General features: G+C 63.9%; 3 protein-coding genes and 1 pseudogene. All 4 read right to left on the reverse strand.

Going from position 1 to position 20579, the window contains the following annotated elements; genetic code table 11:
- Positions 1–24: 24 nt before the first annotated feature.
- Positions 25–15114 (reverse strand): Ig-like domain-containing protein, encoded by a 15090-nt coding sequence (locus XH79_RS02690; RefSeq protein WP_271580543.1) that lies wholly within the window; start codon positions 15112–15114, stop codon positions 25–27.
- Between the two features lie 495 nt (positions 15115–15609).
- Positions 15610–19653, reverse strand: coding sequence for a beta strand repeat-containing protein (locus tag XH79_RS02695; RefSeq protein ID WP_271580544.1), 4044 nt, complete (start codon positions 19651–19653; stop codon positions 15610–15612).
- Positions 19654–19670: 17 nt separating this feature from the next.
- Positions 19671–19793: a hypothetical protein gene (locus tag XH79_RS02700; protein WP_271580545.1), complete on the reverse strand. Its 123-nt coding sequence runs from the start codon at positions 19791–19793 to the stop codon at positions 19671–19673.
- 184 nt (positions 19794–19977) lie between these two features.
- A pseudogene (locus tag XH79_RS43190) lies at positions 19978–20052 on the reverse strand (hypothetical protein); the annotation flags it as partial.
- Between the last annotated feature and the right edge of the window lie 527 nt (positions 20053–20579).

Raw genomic sequence — 20579 nt, forward strand, 5'->3', positions numbered from 1 at the left:
CAGTCCACCTCCCGTTGGCGCCGACTACACATGGAAGATGAAGTCGGCCGGTTTGAGGTTCGACGCCACGATATTCTTGAGCAGAATGGAGTCGTTGGCATCCAGCGTCACCAGCGTGTCGTTGGGACTATCGGCCGCCGAGGCCCAGGACACGTTCGTGAACTGACGCACGTCGAGCCGGTCGATTCCCTCCGCGAAATCGGTGATCGTATGTTGGACGGGCGTCGAAGCCGGGGGCGACGCGAATACGAACTGGTCCCGTCCCCCGCCCCCGGTGAGCACGTCCTGGCCGCTCGCAGCGAAGATGACGTCGTTGCCGGAGGTACCCTGCACGGTCGTCCCCGTGCCGTTCTGGAAGATGAAATTCACGGTTTGGCCGGCGCCGGCAATGTCCGACAGCGTCAGCGCCACCTTCTCGTACGCGGGTGGCGTACTGCCGGGCGTGTAGGTCACGACAGGCGCGGTCGGAACGGTGGGATCGCTGTCGGTCACCTGTATCCCGGTCACGGTGTACGTGCCACTGTTGAGACTGACGGTCAGCTGGCTGGTATCGATCACGGGCCCCTGATGATTCCAGCTGATCTTCGCGCCACCTTGCCCGTCGGAAGCGATGAGGAATCCGGCCGGATCGTAACTGCCACCGAGAGCGAACGAACCGGTGCCGAAATCGACGTGCAGACCACCCGAACTGGAGACGCTGACGTTCGCAGGAGCGATCCCGACGAGATCGATCGTGTCTCCAAGTGCAAAGCCGGTGACCGTGCCGGTGAAATGAGCGGCATCCGCAAGCACCAAGGTCCCGGGCGTACTCGTGCCGGTGTCGAATGCAACGTTGGCGTCCGACGCCGCGTTGAACACGAGGGAAGCACTATAGATCACCGCAGCGCCGCCGCCGGTCACCGCGCTCCCGATGGTCAGGCTGCCGGATTCCACTGCGATCGTTCCGGTATTTGTGAAACCCGCCAGGCCCAGAATCGACGACGTGCCGGTGCTCTCGATCGTGCCGGCATTCGCGAGCGTACTGGTGCCGGTGAACGCGCTGGCGCCGCTGAATTGCCAGTCCGCCCCCGCCACGTTCGTGAACGCCGCGTTGTAGCCGAGGACGATGCCCGCAACGAAGCCGGCATTGTCTATGGTGACCATGCCCGTGCCGGTCGTGGAGACGTCGAGCCCCGCTGTGCCACCCATCACCGAACCGTCGATCGTGACGCTCACATCGCCGCCATCGAAGCCGAACGCCGCAACGCCGTACCGGCCCGCGAACACACGGGAATCCGACTCGACCGTAACAGCTATGTCGCCGTCGCCGTAATTCACCGCGCGGATGCCGTCGGTCCCGGTCGGCGCGACGATCGTTGCATGGTCGTAGACCAACACATTTCCGTGGACCGCATTATTCGCCGTGTTCTGATTGTTGGGATTGTAGCCGGCCAGGATGCCTGCGGCGGGGTCGGCGGCGACGGTGCCCGTCGGGGTCGTTCCGGAGTGGATCGTGCCGGACGCATTGACGAAGACCTCCGCCGTCGCCGGCACGACCACGGAGGGATTGAGCGGATCCGCCGTGGTCGCCTTGTTCAAGGCAGCGATGCCCGTGCTCCCGGAGGTAATGCTCGTGCTCGCTGATGTCGTGACATAGACGCTACCCGGCCCGAAGTTCTGGGCGAGGATTCCAACACCCGATCCGTTTGGTGGATTTGCACCGCCGAGCGCCGTGATGGTCCCCGAGAAGTTGTCGACGCTAACGTCGCCAACACCAAAGTTGTAGGCCCTGATGCCATCGCCTGCATCGGCGGTGATATCGCCGAAGTTATTGACGACGACCTCGCCATAGACGTTGTAGTTCGCGGGATTCGGTGGATTGTTCAGGCTGGGGTCCGTCGCCTGGCCGATATAGCCTGCGAGGATACCGCCCGGCGGGCTGTTGAATCCCGTGGTGCCGCTGCCGGAGTGTATTGAGGCTGCGTTCGTCACGATCACCGAGCTGTTGAACGACGGTGCAATACTGGTGGCCTCGTTGACCGCATTGATGCCGGCGCTGCCTTGGTGGGAGTCGATCGTATCTCCCGTCGACGTGACCACCGATATGCTGCCGGCGTTGGTGCTCAGGGCGAGGATGCCGTAAGCCTTGTTGAACGTTGCGGAGCCGGCGGTGATGGTCGTGTTGGCATAGACGGTGATGGCAATGTCACGAGACAGCGCGCTCGACGTTACCGGATCGGTGAACCCGCCATCGGCGTGGGCGTAGATGCCATTCGAGCCCGCCGTGATGTTGGCGCCCGAGGCATCGTTGATCGTTATGTTGCCGTAGCCGTAATTATAGCCCTGGAGGCCGAAGCCGGCGGCGGAGACGACCGCCGCGTTGTTGATGAAGACGTTGCCACTGACATATTGGTTCGAATGCCCGGCGCCGCTCACCGGCGCAAAGAAGCCAGCGGCGATACCGGACGGCGTGCCGCCGCTGTTGGTGGACTGTCCGCCGGCGTTGATCGCGCCGGCTGCCGTCACCGAGACCACGGCAGGTTTGCCAGCGGCGACATTGGCTGCAAACAGATTGGCCAGATCTGAGCCCGCCGTCGGATTTGCGTCGTTGACCGCATTGATGCCGGTGCTGCCGGAATTGATGGAGGACCCATTCGACGTCACGACAACGATATTGCCCGACCCGCGATTGGTGGCGCCGATGCCGTAAGGAGCGTTGCCGCCCCCCGACGACGTTGCCGCCGTCAGCGCCTGAATCGAGACACCCGAGCCGACGGTGACCGTGATGTTGCCGACGCCGTAGTCGTACGCAAGGATGCCGGGCCCCGCCGCGGCGAGCAGAGTCGGATTGGGGTTGCCGAAGGGATTGCCGTCGCTCGCGACATAGACGATCACGTCGCCGTACACGGCCGAACTGAACGCGCCGTTGCCGCCGGGATTGTAGCCTGCCTGGATCGCAGACTGTGCACTGCCTCCGTTGTTGACGTTCGTTCCGGATGAGATGAAGCCTTGGCTATAGACCGCGACGGTGCTCCCGCTGCCCGAAGCAATCGTGGTGGCCTGGTTGCCGGCATTGATGCCCGTGCTGCCCGAGGTAATGGTGGTGCCCCAGCCGGCATTCACCAGCGAGCTTCCCGTACCGTAGGTGAAGGCAAAGATACCATACTGGGTGAGGCCGCTGCCGACGCCCGTCGCTCCTCCGTTGACCGCCGTGATCGAATACTGGCCAGGCGCAAACGTAACCGACGTATTTCCTGAACCGTAATTGTCGGCAAAAATGCCTGCGCCAGCCTGCGCGGTAATGCTGGCGCGATTCTCGATCGTGACGTCGCCTGTGATCGCGGCGTTCGGCACCGTCGTGTTGTTGTTGAGAATCCGCGCGCGAAGACCGGCCGCACCGCTGCCCGCAATGTTCGCAGTGTTCGTTCCGCTCGTAATGTTGGACGAGTTGTAGATAAAAATGTTGCCGCCCGGCCCGGGGGTAGTTTCCTGCAGCTCGGCGGCACGAATACCGTTGAAACCGGCAGTGATCGTGCCGCCCGACGCCGTGATGGTGACGCCGCCCGTGCCGTTGGACACGCCCAGTATTCCGTACGAGTTCGTTCCGGTCAGCGTGCCTGCCGAGCTGACGATATTGATATTGCCGTTGACGGTGTTGGCGGAGATGGCGACCGTCACCGCGCTCACATTTGCGTAGTTGACGATATCGGCAGAGCCGCTTCCGATGTTGCTGTTCTGTGTGGTATCAACGGTGAGGCCAACGTTGGGGCCGGAGCTGGGCGTCGGGCCGGAAATACTAGCCGCGTTGATAATCGCCCCGCTCGCACCCTGCGTCGCAACGCGCAGACCCGGAAACGCGCCGTTGATCACAAAGTCGGAGCTCGTATTGGCCACGACCGTATACGTGTTGGCGGCAACGCCGTCGCTCGTCGCCAGGTTGAACCCGGGTCCGGTGCTGCTGTTGATATGGTCGTTGTCGAGGATGTAGAAGCTTGCCGGCGTCAGCGGCGATTGCGACGTGGTGACGCCGGAGATGATCGTCGCGCTGGTCGGCACCAGCACGATACGGTTCGGCGAGAGGACATCGAACATATTTCCGGACAGTCCGGTTCCGGACACCTGGAACGCATAGTTTTGTACACCGCTGACGGTCAGCGTCGAGCCGCTGATGTTCGCAGCCGTGATGCCGCCGCCCTGCAGGGTGATGATCGAGCCAACATTGCCGCCACCGCTGGCGCTAAAGTTGAGCGGCAGATTCGTACCAACCGAGGCCGGGTTGTCGAACGTCAGAAGTCCCTTGCCGCCGAAATTGATGGTCTGTGTGGCCGCAACAGACAGTCCAAGCTCGAGGGCCGAGCGGTCGCCCAGGAGGATCGAGCCCGCGCCGGTTACATTAGCGAATATCTGCGCCGAAGCGTTGGGCAAAACGGATATATTACCCGTGTTCGACAGCGCAATCGCGGCCGCCCCGGACAAGGCGGCAAGGCCGAGCATATTGATGATGCCGGCATTGCTGATCGCGTTCGTGCCGCTGCCGAAGAAATTCGAGCCGTTGATATTCCAGGTTGCCCCGAGCGCATTGCTGACGCTGCCGCTACCAGTTCCGCTGAAGCTGATATTGCCGGTGATCGAGCCGTTGTTGGTGACCGCCCCATTGCCGGCAATGACCGAGATGGCGAAATTGTTGGTCGTGCGGGCAAAGAGATTCGAGGCGATGAACTTGCCCGCGGCGTTGGAAACCGTTGCCGTCTGAGTGCTGTTGCCGTTGCCGATCGTCACGACGGGCATGAACGGCACACCGGGCGCATTGATCGTTCCGGAGTTGGAAATCGAGATCAACCCATTGACCGAAGCACTGGATCCGTTGCCGACCGAGATGCCGATGGCCGCCGCGCTGATGGCGCCCTGATTGTTGATCGTGATGCTGCCACCCGCGGCCGAGAATGCCGTGACGCCGGCTCCCTGCGCCGCAGTGATCGACGACGTCGGCCGCAGCGTTGCGCTGATGCTGCCATTGCCATTGTTGTAGAGATTGATGCCGGAACCCGAAGCCGCGGTGACAGTCGCCGCATTGTCCACAACGACGGTGCCGTGAATGTTGGCCGGCGAGAGGACGGAGTAGCCAGCCGAGATGCCGGCAGGCGTGCCGCCGCCCGAGAAGAAGTTGAAGCCGGAATTGATTGTGCCTGTCGACGTGGTGACCGATATCTGATTTCCGGACGCGACGCTGACGGCCGCTGAATTGGCGTTGATGCCGGAGCCGCCGGACGTGAACTGGTCATTGGCGCCGGTCGTGATCGTGATATTGCCGCCGCTCGAGTTGTTGGCGTTGATTGCGGCAAGCCCCATGAGCGAGCTCGCAGTCACCGCGGCAGCCGTCGGCGTCGAATTGGCTTCGACGCTGATCGAGACATTGGAAGGCGACGCGGTGCCGTTGACGGACGAACTCGCGGCGATGCCGAATTGCGCACCGCTCACCGACTTGTCGGCCCTGTTTATGATCGTGATGTTGCCGTAGCCGAAATTGAACCCAATGATGCCATAACCGGCTCTCGCCGAAATATTGGCTGCGTTGTCGACGAGGACCGAGCCGTTGATGTTCGTGTTTGAAGTACCGTTGCTGCCATAATATCCAGCTGAAATGCCCGCCGGCTGGGCACCTCCGGCCGACAGATGCACACCCGAGTTGATCGTGCCGGCGGCCGTGACGGTGACGGTCGAGCCCAGGCTCTGCAAAATGGAAGTGCCCTGGTTGATCGCGAGGATACCGTGCGACCCCGAGGTGATGCTGGAGCTCGCAGTCGTCGTGACCGAAACGTTGCCAGTGCTGTTGCTTGAACCGACGATGCCATAGACATCTCCGGCAATGATGGTCCCGGAATTGCTGATGCTGACGTTTCCGGGCCCGAAATTATAGCCGCGGATGCCGTCACCACCGGCCGCATTGATGGTGCCGGTGTTGGTGACGGAAACGTTGCCGAACACGTTGGCATTGACGGTATTGGTCGTGCCGCCCTTGTAGCCGGCGAGGATGCCGGCTGGACGGCTGCCCTGTCCGGTCAGGACCGTACCCGAGTTGATCACGCCGCTCGCATTGACCGAGATCGAGCTTGCGATCACGCCACCGACCTTGGGCAGGGAGACCGCTTCGTTGTACGCGTTGATGCCGACACCAGCTGACGTGATAACCGTGCCGGCGCCCGCATTGATCTGGATATTGCCGGTCCCCTTGGATTGCGCCTCGATACCGTAGAGTGTCGAACCAATGATCTGCGCGGTCGCCTCGAGCGGATTGGGTGCCGTGGTTATGCTGATATTGCCGTTGCCATTGGTTTGGACGCGGATGCCGTCGTGACCGCCCGTGATATTTCCGCTCTGGCTGACGGTGATATCGCTGTTGTTCGCGGAATTGAGGTTGACAGCGACGATCCCGCTGAACGCGGCGCCCGTTCCTGTCACATTGCCTGATCCGTTGATCAGGATACCGCCCGTGCCTGTCGCATTCTGCTGAGCAAGGATGCCCCTGCCCGCCTGGCCGATCACTGTTCCCGACGTCGTGACCGTGATTGATCCGGCGGCATTCTGAATCACGGAGATAGCGCTTCCGGCTCCGGTGATCTGGCCGGTGGGATTGACGGTCAGGTTCGCGGGATTGCCCGCACTTGCGCCGGTCGCATAGAGGTCGATCGCGTCGCCGGCGCTGGTCGCAATGTTGCCGCTTCCGCCGATCGCAACCGGGCCGCTTGCGATCGAAATCGCATTGATCGTTGCAGTGACGGCCGCGCCAATCTGCAAAGTGCCGCCGGATCCGGTGAACTCGACGACGCCGCCTGCTGGGTTCATCGCGACGCTGGCGCCGCCGCTGGCAACCAGTATCGGAAGGCTCGCCGTCGCGCCGACATTGCCCGCCGAGTCGACCACTCGCGTGAAGTATGTGAAATTCGCACTTCGGACCGTACTGTCGGTGAAGCTCCACCGTGTCGAACCGTTCCGGACAACATCCGTCCACGTCACGTTGTCCGTACTGATCTGGACTTTATCGCCGAACGCAAGCGTACCATTCGTCCCCGTCACGGTGATCGAGGTGCTCGTGGAGGACGAACTGCTGGCGACGGACGTAATCGCGACGGATTCCGTCGGCGAACCGGTGTCGACGACGTAGCTCGCATTGTCGGCCACCGCGGCCGCCGTCAGCACGGCCGCATTGCCGGCCGCATCCGTGATCGTGCCGCCGTTCAGGCTCAGCGCGTTGGCGTCGATGCTGATGCCGTTGGCATCGGTCTGGCCGGCCTGGATCGTGTAGGTGAACACCAGCTGACCGGTGCCGCTGCCCGAGGCATAGCTGGCCTGCACCGGCGTCCCGCCGATGTTCAGGGCAAGTTGCGGCGTCCCTGTTACCGTGACGCTCTCGCTGAACGTCACGGTGACGCTGACGACGTCGCCGGCATTGAGCGTGCTGTTCTGCGCTCCCGTCGCGCTGGTGATCGCCTCGCTGCTCACCGTCGGCGCGGCCGTATCGACCTTGTAGCTGGCATTGTCGGCCACCGCGGCCACACCCCCCCCCCCCCCCCCCCCCCCCCCCCCCCCCCCCCCCCCCCCCCCCCCCCCCCCCCCCCCCCCCCCCCCCCCCCCCCCCCCCCCCCCCCCCCCCCCCCCCCCCCCCCCCCCCCCCCCCCCCCCCCCCCCCCCCCCCCCCCCCCCCCCCCCCCCCCCCCCCCCCCCCCCCCCCCCCCCCCCCCCCCCCCCCCCCCCCCCCCCCCCCCCCCCCCCCCCCCCCCCCCCCCCCCCCCCCCCCCCCCCCCCCCCCCCCCCCCCCCCCCCCCCCCCCAGCGCATTCGCATCGATGCTGATGCCGTTGGCATCGGTCTGGCCGGCCTGGATCGTGTAGGTGAACACCAGCTGGCCGCTGCCGCTGCCGGAGGCGTAGCTGGCCTGCACCGGCGTCCCGCCGATGTTCAGGACAAGTTGCGGCGTTCCGGTCACCGTGACGCTCTCGCTGAACGACACCGTGATGCTGACCACGTCGCCGGCATTGAGCGTGCCGTTCTGCGCCCCCGTCGCGCTGGTGATCGCCTCGCTGCTCACCGTCGGCGCGGCCGTATCGACCTTGTAGCTGGCATTGTCGGCCACCGCGGCCGCGGTCAGCGCCGCGGCATTGCCGGCGGCGTCCGTGATCGTGCCGCCGTTCAGGCTCAGCGCGTTGGCATCGAGGCTGATGCCATTGGCATCGGTCTGGCCGGCCTGGATCGTGTAGGTGAACACCAGCTGGGTGCTGCCGCTACCCGAGGCATAGCTCGCCTGCACCGGCGTGCCGCCGATATTGAGGGCCAGATGCGGCGTCCCTGTTACCGTGACGCTCTCGCTGAACGTCACGGTGACGCTGACGACGTCGCCGGCATTGAGCGTATTGTTCTGCGCCCCCGTCGCGCTGGTGATCGCTTCACTGCTCACCGTCGGCGCGGCCGTATCGACCTTGTAGCTGGCATCGTCGGCCACCGCGGCCGCGGTCAGCACCGCTGCGTTGCCGGCCGCATCCGTGATCGTGCCGCCGTTGAGGCTCAGCGCATTCGCATCGATGCTGATGCCGTTGGCATCGGTCTGGCCGGCCTGGATCGTGTAGGTGAACACCAGCTGGCTGCTGCCGCTGCCCGAGGCGTAGCTGGCCTGCACCGGTGTCCCGCCGACGTTCAATGCCAGTTGCGGCGTCCCGGTCACGGTGACGCTCTCGCTGAACGTCACGGTGACGCTGACGACGTCGCCGGCATTGAGCGTATTGTTCTGCGCCCCCGTCGCGCTGGTGATCGCTTCACTGCTCACCGTCGGCGCGGCCGTATCGACCTTGTAGCTGGCATTGTCGGCCACCGCGGTCGCCGTCAGCGCTGCCGCATTGCCGGCGGCGTCCGTGATCGTGCCGCCGTTGAGGCTCAGTGCATTGGCATTGATGCTGATGCCGTTGGCATCGGTCTGCCCGGCCTGGATCGTATAGGTGAACACCAGCTGAGTGGTGCCGCTGCCCGAGGCGTAGCTCGCCTGCACCGGCGTCCCGCCGATGTTCAGGGCCAGCTGTGGCGTCCCTGTTACCGTGACGCTCTCGCTGAACGACACCGTGATGCTGACCACGTCGCCGGCATTGAGCGTATTGTTCTGGGCTCCCGTCGCGCTGGTGATCGCTTCGCTGCTCACCGTCGGGGCGGCGGTATCGACCTTGTAGCTCGCGTTGTCGGCCGCCGCGGCCGCGGTCAGCACCGCCGCGTTGCCGGCGGCGTCCGTGATCGTGCCGCCGTTCAGGCTCAGCGCGTTGGCGTTGATGCTGATGCCGTTGGCATCGTTCTGGCCGGCCTGGATCGTGTAGGTGAACACCAGCTGGCTGCTGCCGCTGCCCGAGGCATAGCTGGCCTGCACCGGCGTGCCGCCGATGTTGAGGGCCAGATGCGGCGTCCCCGTCACCGTGACGCTCTCGCTGAACGACACGGTGACGCTGACCACGTCGCCGGCATTGAGCGTGCTGTTCTGCGCTCCCGTCGCGCTGGTGATCGCCTCGCTGCTCACCGTCGGGGCAGCCGTATCGAGCGTGATGATCAGTGCAGCGGTCGTTGAGCTGTTGCCGAAACTGTCGCTTAGTCTGGCCGAGATCGACTTGGCGCCGTCAGCGCCGAGGTCGCCGTCGGTTACGGTCAAGCTCACGCTCTGCGCGCCGATGTCGACTGCGCTGATCGTGTGCGTGACGGGATGGGCGAACGGCGACCCATTGAGCAACAGCTGGATCGTATCTCCGACCGCGACGTTGGCACCGAGCACGACCGTGAAAGTCGGCGCGGTCACGTTCGTCGTGTTGTCGCTGCTGGAACTGCCGGAATCGGAGCCTGCCACCAGGTCCGGCGTACCGCCGGATGGAGCATTGGTGCTCAGGGTGAAGACCACCGTGTTGCTGACGCCCTGGTTGCCGGCGGCATCAGTCGCTTGTGCGGTCAAGCTGTTGGTGTCGCTGTGCAGCGTGACGTCGGTGCTCCAACTGCCGTTGGCCTGGATGGTTGCGACGCCGACCGAGATGCCATCATCCAGCACGGTGACAATCGCACCCGCGTCAGCGGGATCCGCCGTGCCGGTAATCGTCTGCACGGATTGATTGGTGTTGCCGCCAGGATTGGTGATCGCCAGCACGGGCGCGCTCGTGTCGAGCGTGATGGTCAGGGCGCTGGTGGTCGAGCTGTTGCCCGCCAGATCGGTAAACCGGCCGGAGATCAGCTTGAGCCCGTCGGATCCTAGATCACCGGGGCTCACCGCGAAACTGACGCTTTGGGCTGCAATGTCGCCTGAGGTGACAGTTCGCACCAGAGGATGGGAGAATGACGACCCGTTCAGCAGCAGCTCGACCGTGTCGCCCACCGCAACACCGGCACCAAGCGCGACCGTCAGCGTCGGGGCCAGGACGTTGGTGCTGTTGTCGCTGCTGGAGAAGCCGGAATCCGAACTCGCAATCAGATCCGGCGTGCCACCGGACGGGACGGTCTGGTCCAGCACGTAGCTGTGGCCAATGCCCGCAGCGACATTGCCGGCCAAATCGATGGTGCGCACCGACAGCAAACTGCCTGCCCCGGAGAGGATCACCCCCGATGCGGACCACACGCCGCCTGCGGCGTTTGCCGTCACCCAGTTCGTACCGTCGATGCTGAGCTGAATCGACTCGCCGGGACCCAGCGTGCCCGTGTACGCTCCGGTCACGGTCTGTGGCGCCGCATTGGTGACGAAATCGCTCGCCGAGCCGCCGCTGTCCGAACTCAGTGCCGTTACCGTCGCGACCGCGGACGGCGCGCCGGTGTCCAGCGTGTAGCCATGCCCGGTGCCGGCGAGGCTGTTGCCGGCCAGATCGATCGTCCGGACCGACAGCGTGCTCCCGGCGGCCGACAGCGATACTCCGGATGCCGCCCAGGTGCCGTTCGACGCATTGGCGATCGCCGTGACCCAGGTTGCGCCGCCGTCGGCGCTGACCTGGATGGACTCTCCGGCACTCAGGGCGCCGGCATAGGTGCCGCTGACCGTCTGCGACGCGACATTGGTGACGAAATCACTCGACGAGCTGCCGCTGTCCGAGCCCAGTGCCGCCACCGTCGCAAATGCGGACGGCGCGACGGTATCGAAGACGTAGCTGTGGCCGGTCCCGGCCGCGATATTGCCCGCAAGGTCGATCGTCCGGACCGTCAGCGTGTTTCCCCCGGGTGACAGCGTCACGCCGGATGCTGACCAGGTGCTGTTGGCTGCATTGGCGGTTGCACCGACCCAGGTCGCACCGCCATCTGCGCTGATTTGAATCGTTTCGCCGAAGGCCAGGGCACCCGTGTAGGTGCCGCTTACGGTTTGCGACGGAATGTTGGTGACGAAATCTGTCGAAGAACTGCCAGTGTCAGAACTTAGCAGCGTCACCGTCGCGACCGCGGTTGGCGCACCGGTATCCAGAGTGTAGCTGTGTCCCGCTCCGGCCGTGACGTTACCGGCGAGGTCGATGGTACGAACAGAGAGCAAGTTGGTGCCGGACGACAGCGATACGCCCGACGCGGACCAGGCGCCGCCCGATGCGGACGCCGTCACCCAGGTGGCGCCATTGTTGGCGCTGACCTGGATCGTCTCCCCCGCACCCAAGGCACCGGTATAGGTGCCGCTGACCGTTTGCGAGGGCACGTTGGTGTTGAAGTCGGTCGGCGAGCTGCCGCTGTCGGCACTCAATGCCAACACGGATGCAACTGCCGCCGGCGGCGTCGAATCCAGCGTCAGGACGACCGTATTGCTCGAGCCCAAATTACCGGCGACGTCCGTGTCCCGGGCGACGAAACTATTGCCGCCCTCGGAAAGCTGTACGATCACGCTCCAGCTGCCGTCTGCCTGGACGACGGCACCGGCTATGGCCTGCGCATTGTCGAACACGATCACGGTGGTGCCGGCATCGGCCAGGCCGACGGTTCCGGAGATTCTCTGGGTGGCCTGGTTGGTCAGCGCATTCGAATTGTCGATCGTGACCACGGGCGGAGCCGTGTCGATTGTGACGGCATGTGCGGCGACGCCAATGGTGTTGCCTACGGAATCGACGACACGCACCTGATAGGAGAAGCTCGCATTGTGGACACCAGGATCGACCAGGCTCCATGTCGTTCCCGTCGCCTGAACAACGTCACTCCAGGTGAGACCGTTGTCGCCGCTGACCTGAATCTTCTCGCCTGGCGAGAGCGCTCCATTGCTGCCGGAGACCGACAACTGGGTGCTGTTGGTGATGAAATCGCCGGAGGCTCCGCTATCAGGACCGATCGCCGTAATGGCCAGCGGCAGCGTGATGTTGAGACTGGCGGTCGAAGCCGCAGACTTGATCGAATCAGAGACCGTGTAGCCGAACACGACGTGGCCGCTGAATCCCGGATCCGGCGTGTACGTCCACGTCTGATCGCTGTTCCGGACCAGACCCCCGCCTCCACTCTGGATCGTCAGCGACGAAATGGACAGGGAGGGACCGTCGATGTCGGAGACGCCCCTGAGCAAGGCCGTCGGCGTGATGACGTAGGGGCTGTCCTGCTGCCCCTGCGCGAGCGTCACGGGCGCCGCCACCGGAGCCGCATCGACCGTCTGGATGGGAGGCTGTACGCCGTCGTGCACCGTTACGAAGACGGGGATGGTTATGAAGCCATTGTCGGCGGAAAGCCTGATGACGAATTCCTGCGTGGCGGTCTCGCCGAAAGACAGCCCCGCAAAGTCGTTCTTCGGCTCGGCGAAGCTCCAGTTGATATGCCCGTTTGAGTCAAAGCTGGCACTGAAGTATGGAGTCGCGCCGCCAAACTGATCCGACACGCTGACCGCGACGCCGGTGTAGTCACCCGTGACTGCAATCGATCCCTTGGCGGTCAGGACGTCGGGCGACTTCACCGTCTCCAGAATGATCGTGCTCAGTCCCGAGGTCGGATCGGCAAAGAAGATGTTGCTGCTGTTGCCGAAGGCGACGTACTGGCCGCCGGCGCTGATCGCGGCGCCGCCATTGGACGCTGTATCTACCCCGTCCGAAACCAGCCGATAGGCGGGAGCCGCCGGGTTGGTGACGTCGACGATGTAGATATCGGCGAACCCGTTCTGATCGGCCGAGGTCAGCCTCGCCTCGCTGGTGAAGACGATGAAGTGGCCGTCCGGACTCAGCACCGGACTATAGCTGCTGCCCGAAGCGTTGGACGTGTGAAATACGACGGCCCCGGCATTCAAATCATAGAGATAGATCTCGGAATGGCCGGTGCCGTCAGTCTCCTGATAGGCGATCAGGCGGCCATCTGCGCTGATGGTCGGCGCTACCACGCCGGCCCCGGCGGAGGTGCTGGCAATCACGGCCAGCTCACCCGTCGACAAATTGAAGGCAAGGAGCCTGCCCCCGCCCCCCGGAGCAGCCGCATCCGAATTCCAGAAGGCAATCAGGTGTCCGTCGGCGCTGATGGCGGGCTTCCAAAGCGCCCCCGAGCTCCCCACCGTCCCTGGCGTCACCGTCCCCTTCAGCGTGCCGTCAAGGCCGTAGATCGCAACGTTGCCGCCGTCCTGCTGCACGACGATCGTGCTGCCGTCGCCACTGACGGCCGCGGCGCTTCCCGGCGCCAGCGCGGTCTGAACATGATAGTGCGCCGGATCGGAAGGATCGGTGCCATAGACGAAGACGAAGCTCCCGCCACCGTCGGAGCCCTGATAGACGATGTAGCGACCGTCAAAGCTGATCGTCGGTGAACCGTAGCTCCAGCCGTTCGCCGGAGACGCGATGGTGGTGGTCGCGCCCGTCTCGTGGTTGAAAAAGTAGATCGCGCCGTCGGGATCGTAGACGACGTCGCCATTGGCGCTCATCACCGGGCCGATATGATCTCCCGGCCCGGAGGTGATTGCCGCTACGTTCGGCGGCGTGACGACGAATGGAACGGCCGAGAGTTTGACCGGGACAATGATCGGCCCCCCCACGACGGTGTTGCTCGTAGGCGGGCTCGTGCCGGTGTCGGAAGCCGGATTGACCGTGACGACAACGACCGGGGGCACGGCGCTCGAGGGCGGAGTGGCGCTCGTCCCGAGCAGGGGATGATATTCCGTGCCGGGCGGCTGTAGCGGCGGGCTCCCGGCGAATTTCGTCGTGCTGTTCGGATTCGGGTTGTTGTTATTGTTCTGGTCCCTGTTCTCCGTGTGCTGCGGAAGATTTGGAAACAGCTGTTTGCCGGCATCGTACGTGCTCAGCACCTGCTGGAATGCACCGAATTCCTGCGCGACCTGATCAGTCGTCTTGTTGCTCTGCTGAGCAATCACGTCGAAATTCGCCGTCGGCGTCAGCGTCAGCGTCGATCCATTGCTCGTGACGGTACCTATCAGGACGCCGGCCGTATTGAAAACCTGAACCGCGTGCACCTGGCCGTCGCGCTGATCGATGACGGAAACCGAAATCCTGCCGTCGGTCGCCGAGACGTCGAGGATCACGGCCGTGCCGCGAATTCCGATCGTGGCACTGGGTGTTGCCACGCGCATATCGCCGGTCTTCGCAACTTGGCCCGCCACAAAGCTGGCGGCGCCCTGCACCAGCGTCATCAGCGAGCTGTTGGATGTGCTGCTGGCATCGTAGGTCAGTTCGTTCAGCATGAACCGCGCACCGGCGGACAGATTGAACGTCGTGCCGTCGTCGAGCACGAGACCAAGCGTCGAGTCGCTGCCCGTCTGCACCACATCGTTCTGGTTGACCGCATCACCGACGTTGACGACGATCGTCACGCCATTGCGGACGATGCTCGCGCTGCCGGTCATCTTGACGACATGGCCCACCACCTTGCCGCTGGCGGCGGGTGCGCCTGCCTGCGCATATTGCGTGTGTCCGGTCAGAGCATCGATGACGCCGGGATCGAGATGCGCGCCTTCCGGGGAAACCAGCAACGGGCGCGCGTGGTCGCGGAAATAGTTTGGCACGACGACGCGATGGAGCTGATCCGAGAGGATCAGGTCGGTGCCGACGCGCACGAAGTCGCCGGAGAAGAGAAGGTGCGCGTCCGGGATCGCAACCACAGCGCGCGGCGTTTCCGCCGACGCGTCGCTCTCGAATTGAAGGGATTGTTGCCCCGAGCCGTTCGGCAAAGACTTGTCGGTGTAGTTCAAGACGCCACCGTAAAAAGTTAAAAAATGATTAAATTATCTTTTTGCATATCATCAGGAAGCCCCCCGGAAAAGTGGTGACACGCGCAACGTGCGAGTTTTTCCGACCGTAATTAATTTACAGGGCGCCATAAATTCATAAAATCAGAACAGGCCACAAGCCTTTGACAAGTCTGACATTCTGAAGCCAAAACGACGTCAAAATCATCCGAGGCCACAAGACCACTGGGGTCGGTGAATGACTTTCGGTAGAGATGAAAGGCTCCGGTGGCGCCCTGGCCAAGGCCGCAATCGCCCGAGCGCCCTACGTCAATCGCGGGCTCTCCGGCCCTCGGGTAGACCCCGTCGATCGCGTGATGGGCGGAGCAGATAGCCTGCTCCGCCTGGTCCTCTTGGTGATGGAGGAAATCCGATGCGCCGATGTCATGACATCGGTCAGATGGATATCCATATCCGCGCCGTCTGAACCACCAGGGGCAGCATCAGCCGGCCCCCTCTTTAGCCAGCGTGGTACTTGATCGACGTACCGCCTGCGCCATCGGTCCCGAGTTCGAAGTCGCTCGAGGTGTACTGACCGAGGATGCTGATGTTTGCGGTCTGGACGCCATCGGTGACATTGAGTGTTCCGCCTGTCCCGGACTCATCGGCCGTATAGGAGGCCGAGACACCGGCGCCGAACAGAATGTCGCGCAAATCGAACTGGTCACCTGCGTTGAAGCCCGACACGAGCCCACTGAAGCTGATCGAATGATCTAGCTGCAGAATGCCGTCACCGACCGCATCGAACTTGACGTCCGTAGAAGCTGCAGCACCAAGCTCGAGCTTGGCCGAACCGCTAATCAGCGCGGAACCGCCAGTGACGTCCGCGTTAGCAATGATATTGCCACCATTGGCCCAGAGCAGGCCGGTATTGGTGACCGCACTGTTGATCACCAGTCCGCCGGTCCCGGTTGCTTCGAGTGTTCCGGTATTGGCGATGAAGTTGGAGCCCGTGTCGATTTCCAACGCATTGGTGACGGTTGCGATGATAGTCCCTTGGTTGATCAGGGTCATCGACCCGTTGCCAAGGTGACCTGCACCGCTGATCGTGTTATCGACGTTGGTCAGCGTGACGTCGGAGACTGTCCCCTCGATCACGTTGCCGCTGCTGTCGGACAGCAGCACCGTTCCGCCACCCTGCAGGGTAATGCCATGCTGGATGAGCTGGAGATCGGTCTTATCACCTGTCGAGTTGATCTCGATCGTCCCTGTGTTGTTGATGTCGCCGGACAGCGGCAGCAATGCGCCGTCTCCGATCGTCATCGTACCAGGATTGTTCGTGGTCGGTGTCTGATCGAACACGAAGTCATTTGCGGTCAGATCAGCCGAATGCACGCCATTCAACGTGATCGTCTGGCCATCGCCAAGCGTGATGACGGCGTTCCCGTTCGCATCGTCGGTCGTGTTCGCATGGACATCCGCGAAGCTTGTCATCGACGCATAGCCGATGAGATCGATCTGATCCGTCGCGATGTCGAAGCTGTAAACGGTGTCGTGGCCGATCGGCTGCGAGAATACGAGCAGATCGTGGCCGCTGGACGCGGTCAGGTTGTCGTCGCCGGATATGGCGAAGATCGGTGAGCCTGATGCGTAAGCTTCGACGTTGTCGAAGACAAACTTCACCCCTGGATTGCCATCCGCGCCTGTCCAGGTCTCGGTAATGTTCAATACAAGGGCGCCCGTGAAGGTCGACGACGAAGTAATCTCCAGTGACTGCACATCCCCGGTCTGCACCGTCCACGTGCCATCACCGTTGTTTGTTCCACCATTCAAGCTCCACCCGGCAGGGAGGCCGGAGATATTGACTGTAATAAGCGTATTTGGATCCCCCGAAGGATTGGTCAAGGCGAGGTTGATTGATTCACCTGCAATGCCCGCGGGTTTTACGTGGGTATTTGTAATGAGCGTCGTTAGACTCGTGCCGCCGCTCGTCAAAGTCACGTTAGAGAGATCGACCAGGATGTCGTTTGCGCTGTTTGGCGTGGCGCCGACTTGTTCATACACATAGGTGTGCGCCACACCATTGATGGTTGCGGTGAATGCCAGGGTTTTGCCGGCGCCACCAAGATTGTTCGCTTCGAGATATTGCACCGCGGCCGCAACGCGCGAGGTATCGGTTCCGTCCAAGCTGACCGCTGAAGTAAACGTCTGCGATGAAGTATCGAACGTAACGATGCCGTTCGTTATCGAATGCGACTTCACCGTGGCTCCAGCGATGGTCAGCGTCGAATCAGTGGAGCCGGTGCTGCTGAAAGTGCTTGCGGTGGGAGTGCCCTGTAGATCCAGGAAATCGGCAGCTCCGTCGAAGTCGGTAATCACGTCAAATCCGGTGATCGTTCCCGAATTGCCACTGCCGCCGATGGTTGCGAGTGACTGGGATGTATTGACAATAAAGGTATCGGCGCCCGAGCCACCCGTCATGGTATCGGCACCGAGCCCGCCCGTAATCGTGTCGGCGACGGAGCCACCAATCAAGATATTTGCACCCGAGGAACCAGTGAGTGTCATTGCGCCAGATGACAGGCTAGCGTCCACGTTCTCCATACCGTCGACGGTGGTAAAGCTGTCGTTGGTTTGGTTTGACGCATTGGAAAGATCGATAGTGGCCGCTGTCGACTGAATTATCTTCAATGTGTCGCTGTCCGTACCAGCTGGCGCAGCACCATTATCGCCATGAATACTTACCTGTCCGGATCCGGCGTTTGCACCCTTGACATAAACAATGATGTCGTTGCCGCTGTCGCCGGCGTACGTACCCCCGCCTGCTTTTCCTACTATGATATCGTTGCCAGCACCTGCGTGGAAGTTATCCTTGTTGTCGGTACCTACCAGGATCTCATCAGCGGCGGTTCCAGTGATGTTGTTTCCGGAGCTCCCGACATTGTTAATTGTTACCGTAACGGCCGCGCCCGAACTCGTCCCATCCGTCGCCTTGTATTGGAATGAGCCTGCAGCGTTGCTGTCATCGTTGAACGTCACGAACCCTGCGCTGCCTGTTCCCGCTGTGTGAGTCACCGTCCCGCTCGACGGGCTGCCGACACTCTCTGGTGTGGACAGGACATCGAGCGTGGTGTTGTCCGGATCTGTGTCGTTTGCGACGAGGGCCCATTCCGGAATGTCAAACGATTTGTTATTGCCGGCGCTCGTCAGAACAGTATCGGCGACGGCTGTCGGCGCATCGTTGGTGCCGTTTATCGTTACCGTTATCGTTTGCGTGTCAGACGCAGCATTATTGTCTGTGCTTTGCACGGTGTAGGTCAGCACCAAGGACTGGCCGGAATTCAGGTAGTTGAACGCCTGCGCTCCGGAATTGAACGTCCAAGTGAGATTGTGCGTGTCAGCGGGATCCGCCGCCAGATTCGATGCCGGCGACACGCTCATCATCGCGAGCAACTGTGCGTTGGTCAGCCCAAGCCCTGCTATGGCACCCGACGCGACGACAGTTGTTACGATCGACCCCACCGTGTCAGAGACCTCCGGATCATTGACCGTTACCGTGCCACTCGTCGATAGACCGGAGTTTGTCTCTGACAAAGTCGCCGTTGCTGTATCAGTGGTGACAAGGTGGATGTCGGGCGCATCGTTGGTGCCGGTGATGGCGAAGTTCACCGCCGTCGAGGCCGTGCCGGTGCTGCCGTCCTTGACGAAGGCGGTGAAGTTGTCCGACACGCTCGCACCCTGGGCCAGGGCATTGGTGTCGGTATCGTTGTTGTCGAGGGCATAACTCACCACGCCGGTCGCGGTGGTCAGCGTCGCCGTGCCGTAGGTCCCGGTCTTGGTGTAGGTCACCCCGCCATTGCTGGTCGACCAGCCATTGCCGGTCATTGCGGTGTTGTCATAGGCCGCCGCATCGCCAGTGTCCGGATCGGCCTTGGTCAGCGTAATGGTCGCCGACGCCGTGCCCGCCGTGCCGACGCCCGCCTCCACCAGCGGCACGCTCTGTGCGCCCGCCGTGACCGTCGGATTGTCGTTGGTGCCGGTGATGGCGAAGTTCACCGCGGTCGAGGCGGTGCCGGTGCTGCCGTCCTTGACGAAGACGGTGAAGTCGTCCGACACGCTGGCGCCGCCCGCCAGGGCATTGGTGTCGGTATCGCTGTTGTCGAGGGCGTAGCTCACCACGCCGCTGGCCGTGGTCAGTGTCGCCATGCCGTAGGTTCCGGTCTTGGTGTAGGTCGCCCCGGCATCGCCGGTCGCCCAGCCGTCGGAGGTCAGCGCCGCGCCATCATAGCTCGCCGCATCGCCCGTATCGAAGTCCCCCTTGGTCAGCGCGATCGACGCATTCGCCGTGCCCGTTGTGCCGACGCCCGCCTCCACCAGCGGCACGCTCTGCGCACCCGCCGTGACCATCGGATTGTCGTTGCTGCCGGTGATCGCGAAGTTGACCGCGGTCGAGGCGGTGCCGGTGCTGCCGTCCTTGACGAACACGGTGAAGTCGTCCGACACGCTGGCGCCGCCCGCCAGGGCATTGGTGTCGGTATCGTTGTTGTCGAGGGCGTAGCTCACCACGCCGCTGGCCGTGGTCAGCGTCCCCCCCCCCCCCCCCCCCCCCCCCCCCCCCCCCCCCCCCCCCCCCCCCCCCCCCCCCCCCCCCCCCCCCCCTGCCGTGCCGTAGGTCCCGGTCTTGGTGTAGGTCGCCCCGCCATCGCTGGTCGCCCAGCCGTCGGAGGTCAGCGCCGTGGCGTCGTAGGCCGCCGCATCGCCGGTATCGAAGTCACCGCTCGTCAGCGCGATCGACGCATTCGCCGTGCCCGTCGTGCCGACGCCGGCCTCCACCAGCTGCACGCTCTGTGCACCCGCGCTCACCGTCGGGTTGTCGTTGGTGCCGGTGATGGCAAAGTTGACCGCCGTCGAGGCCGCGCCGGTGCTGCCGTCCTTGACGAAGACGGTGAAGTTGTCCGACACGTTCGCGCCACCCGCCAGGGCATTGCTGTCGGTATCGTTGTCCCCCCCCCCCCCCCCCCCCCCCCCCCCCCCCCCCCCCCCCCCCCCCCCCCCCCCCCCCCCCCCCCCCCCCCCCCCCCCCCCCCCCCCCCCCCCCCCCCCCCCCCCCCCCCCCCCCCCCCCCCCCCCCCCCCCCCCCCCCCCCCCCCCCCCCCCCCCCCCCCCCCCCCCCCCCCCCCCCCCCCCCCCCCCCCCCCCCCCCCCCCCCCCCCCCCCCCCCCCCCCCCCCCCCCCCCCCCCCCCCCCCCCCCCCCCCCCCCCCCCCCCCCCCCCCCCCCCCCCCCCCCCCCCGCCGCATCGCCGGTATCGAAGTCACCGCTCGTCAGCGCGATCGACGCATTCGCCGTGCCCGTCGTGCCGACGCCCGCCTCCACCAGCTGCACGCTCTGTGCACCCGCGCTCACCGTCGGATTGTCGTTGCTGCCGGTGATGGCAAAGTTCACCGCCGTCGAGGCCGTGCCGGTGCTGCCGTCCTTGACGAAGACGGT

The sequence above is a fragment of the Bradyrhizobium sp. CCBAU 45389 genome (assembly GCF_028128625.1).
Classification (GTDB): Bacteria; Pseudomonadota; Alphaproteobacteria; order Rhizobiales; family Xanthobacteraceae; genus Bradyrhizobium; species Bradyrhizobium liaoningense_B.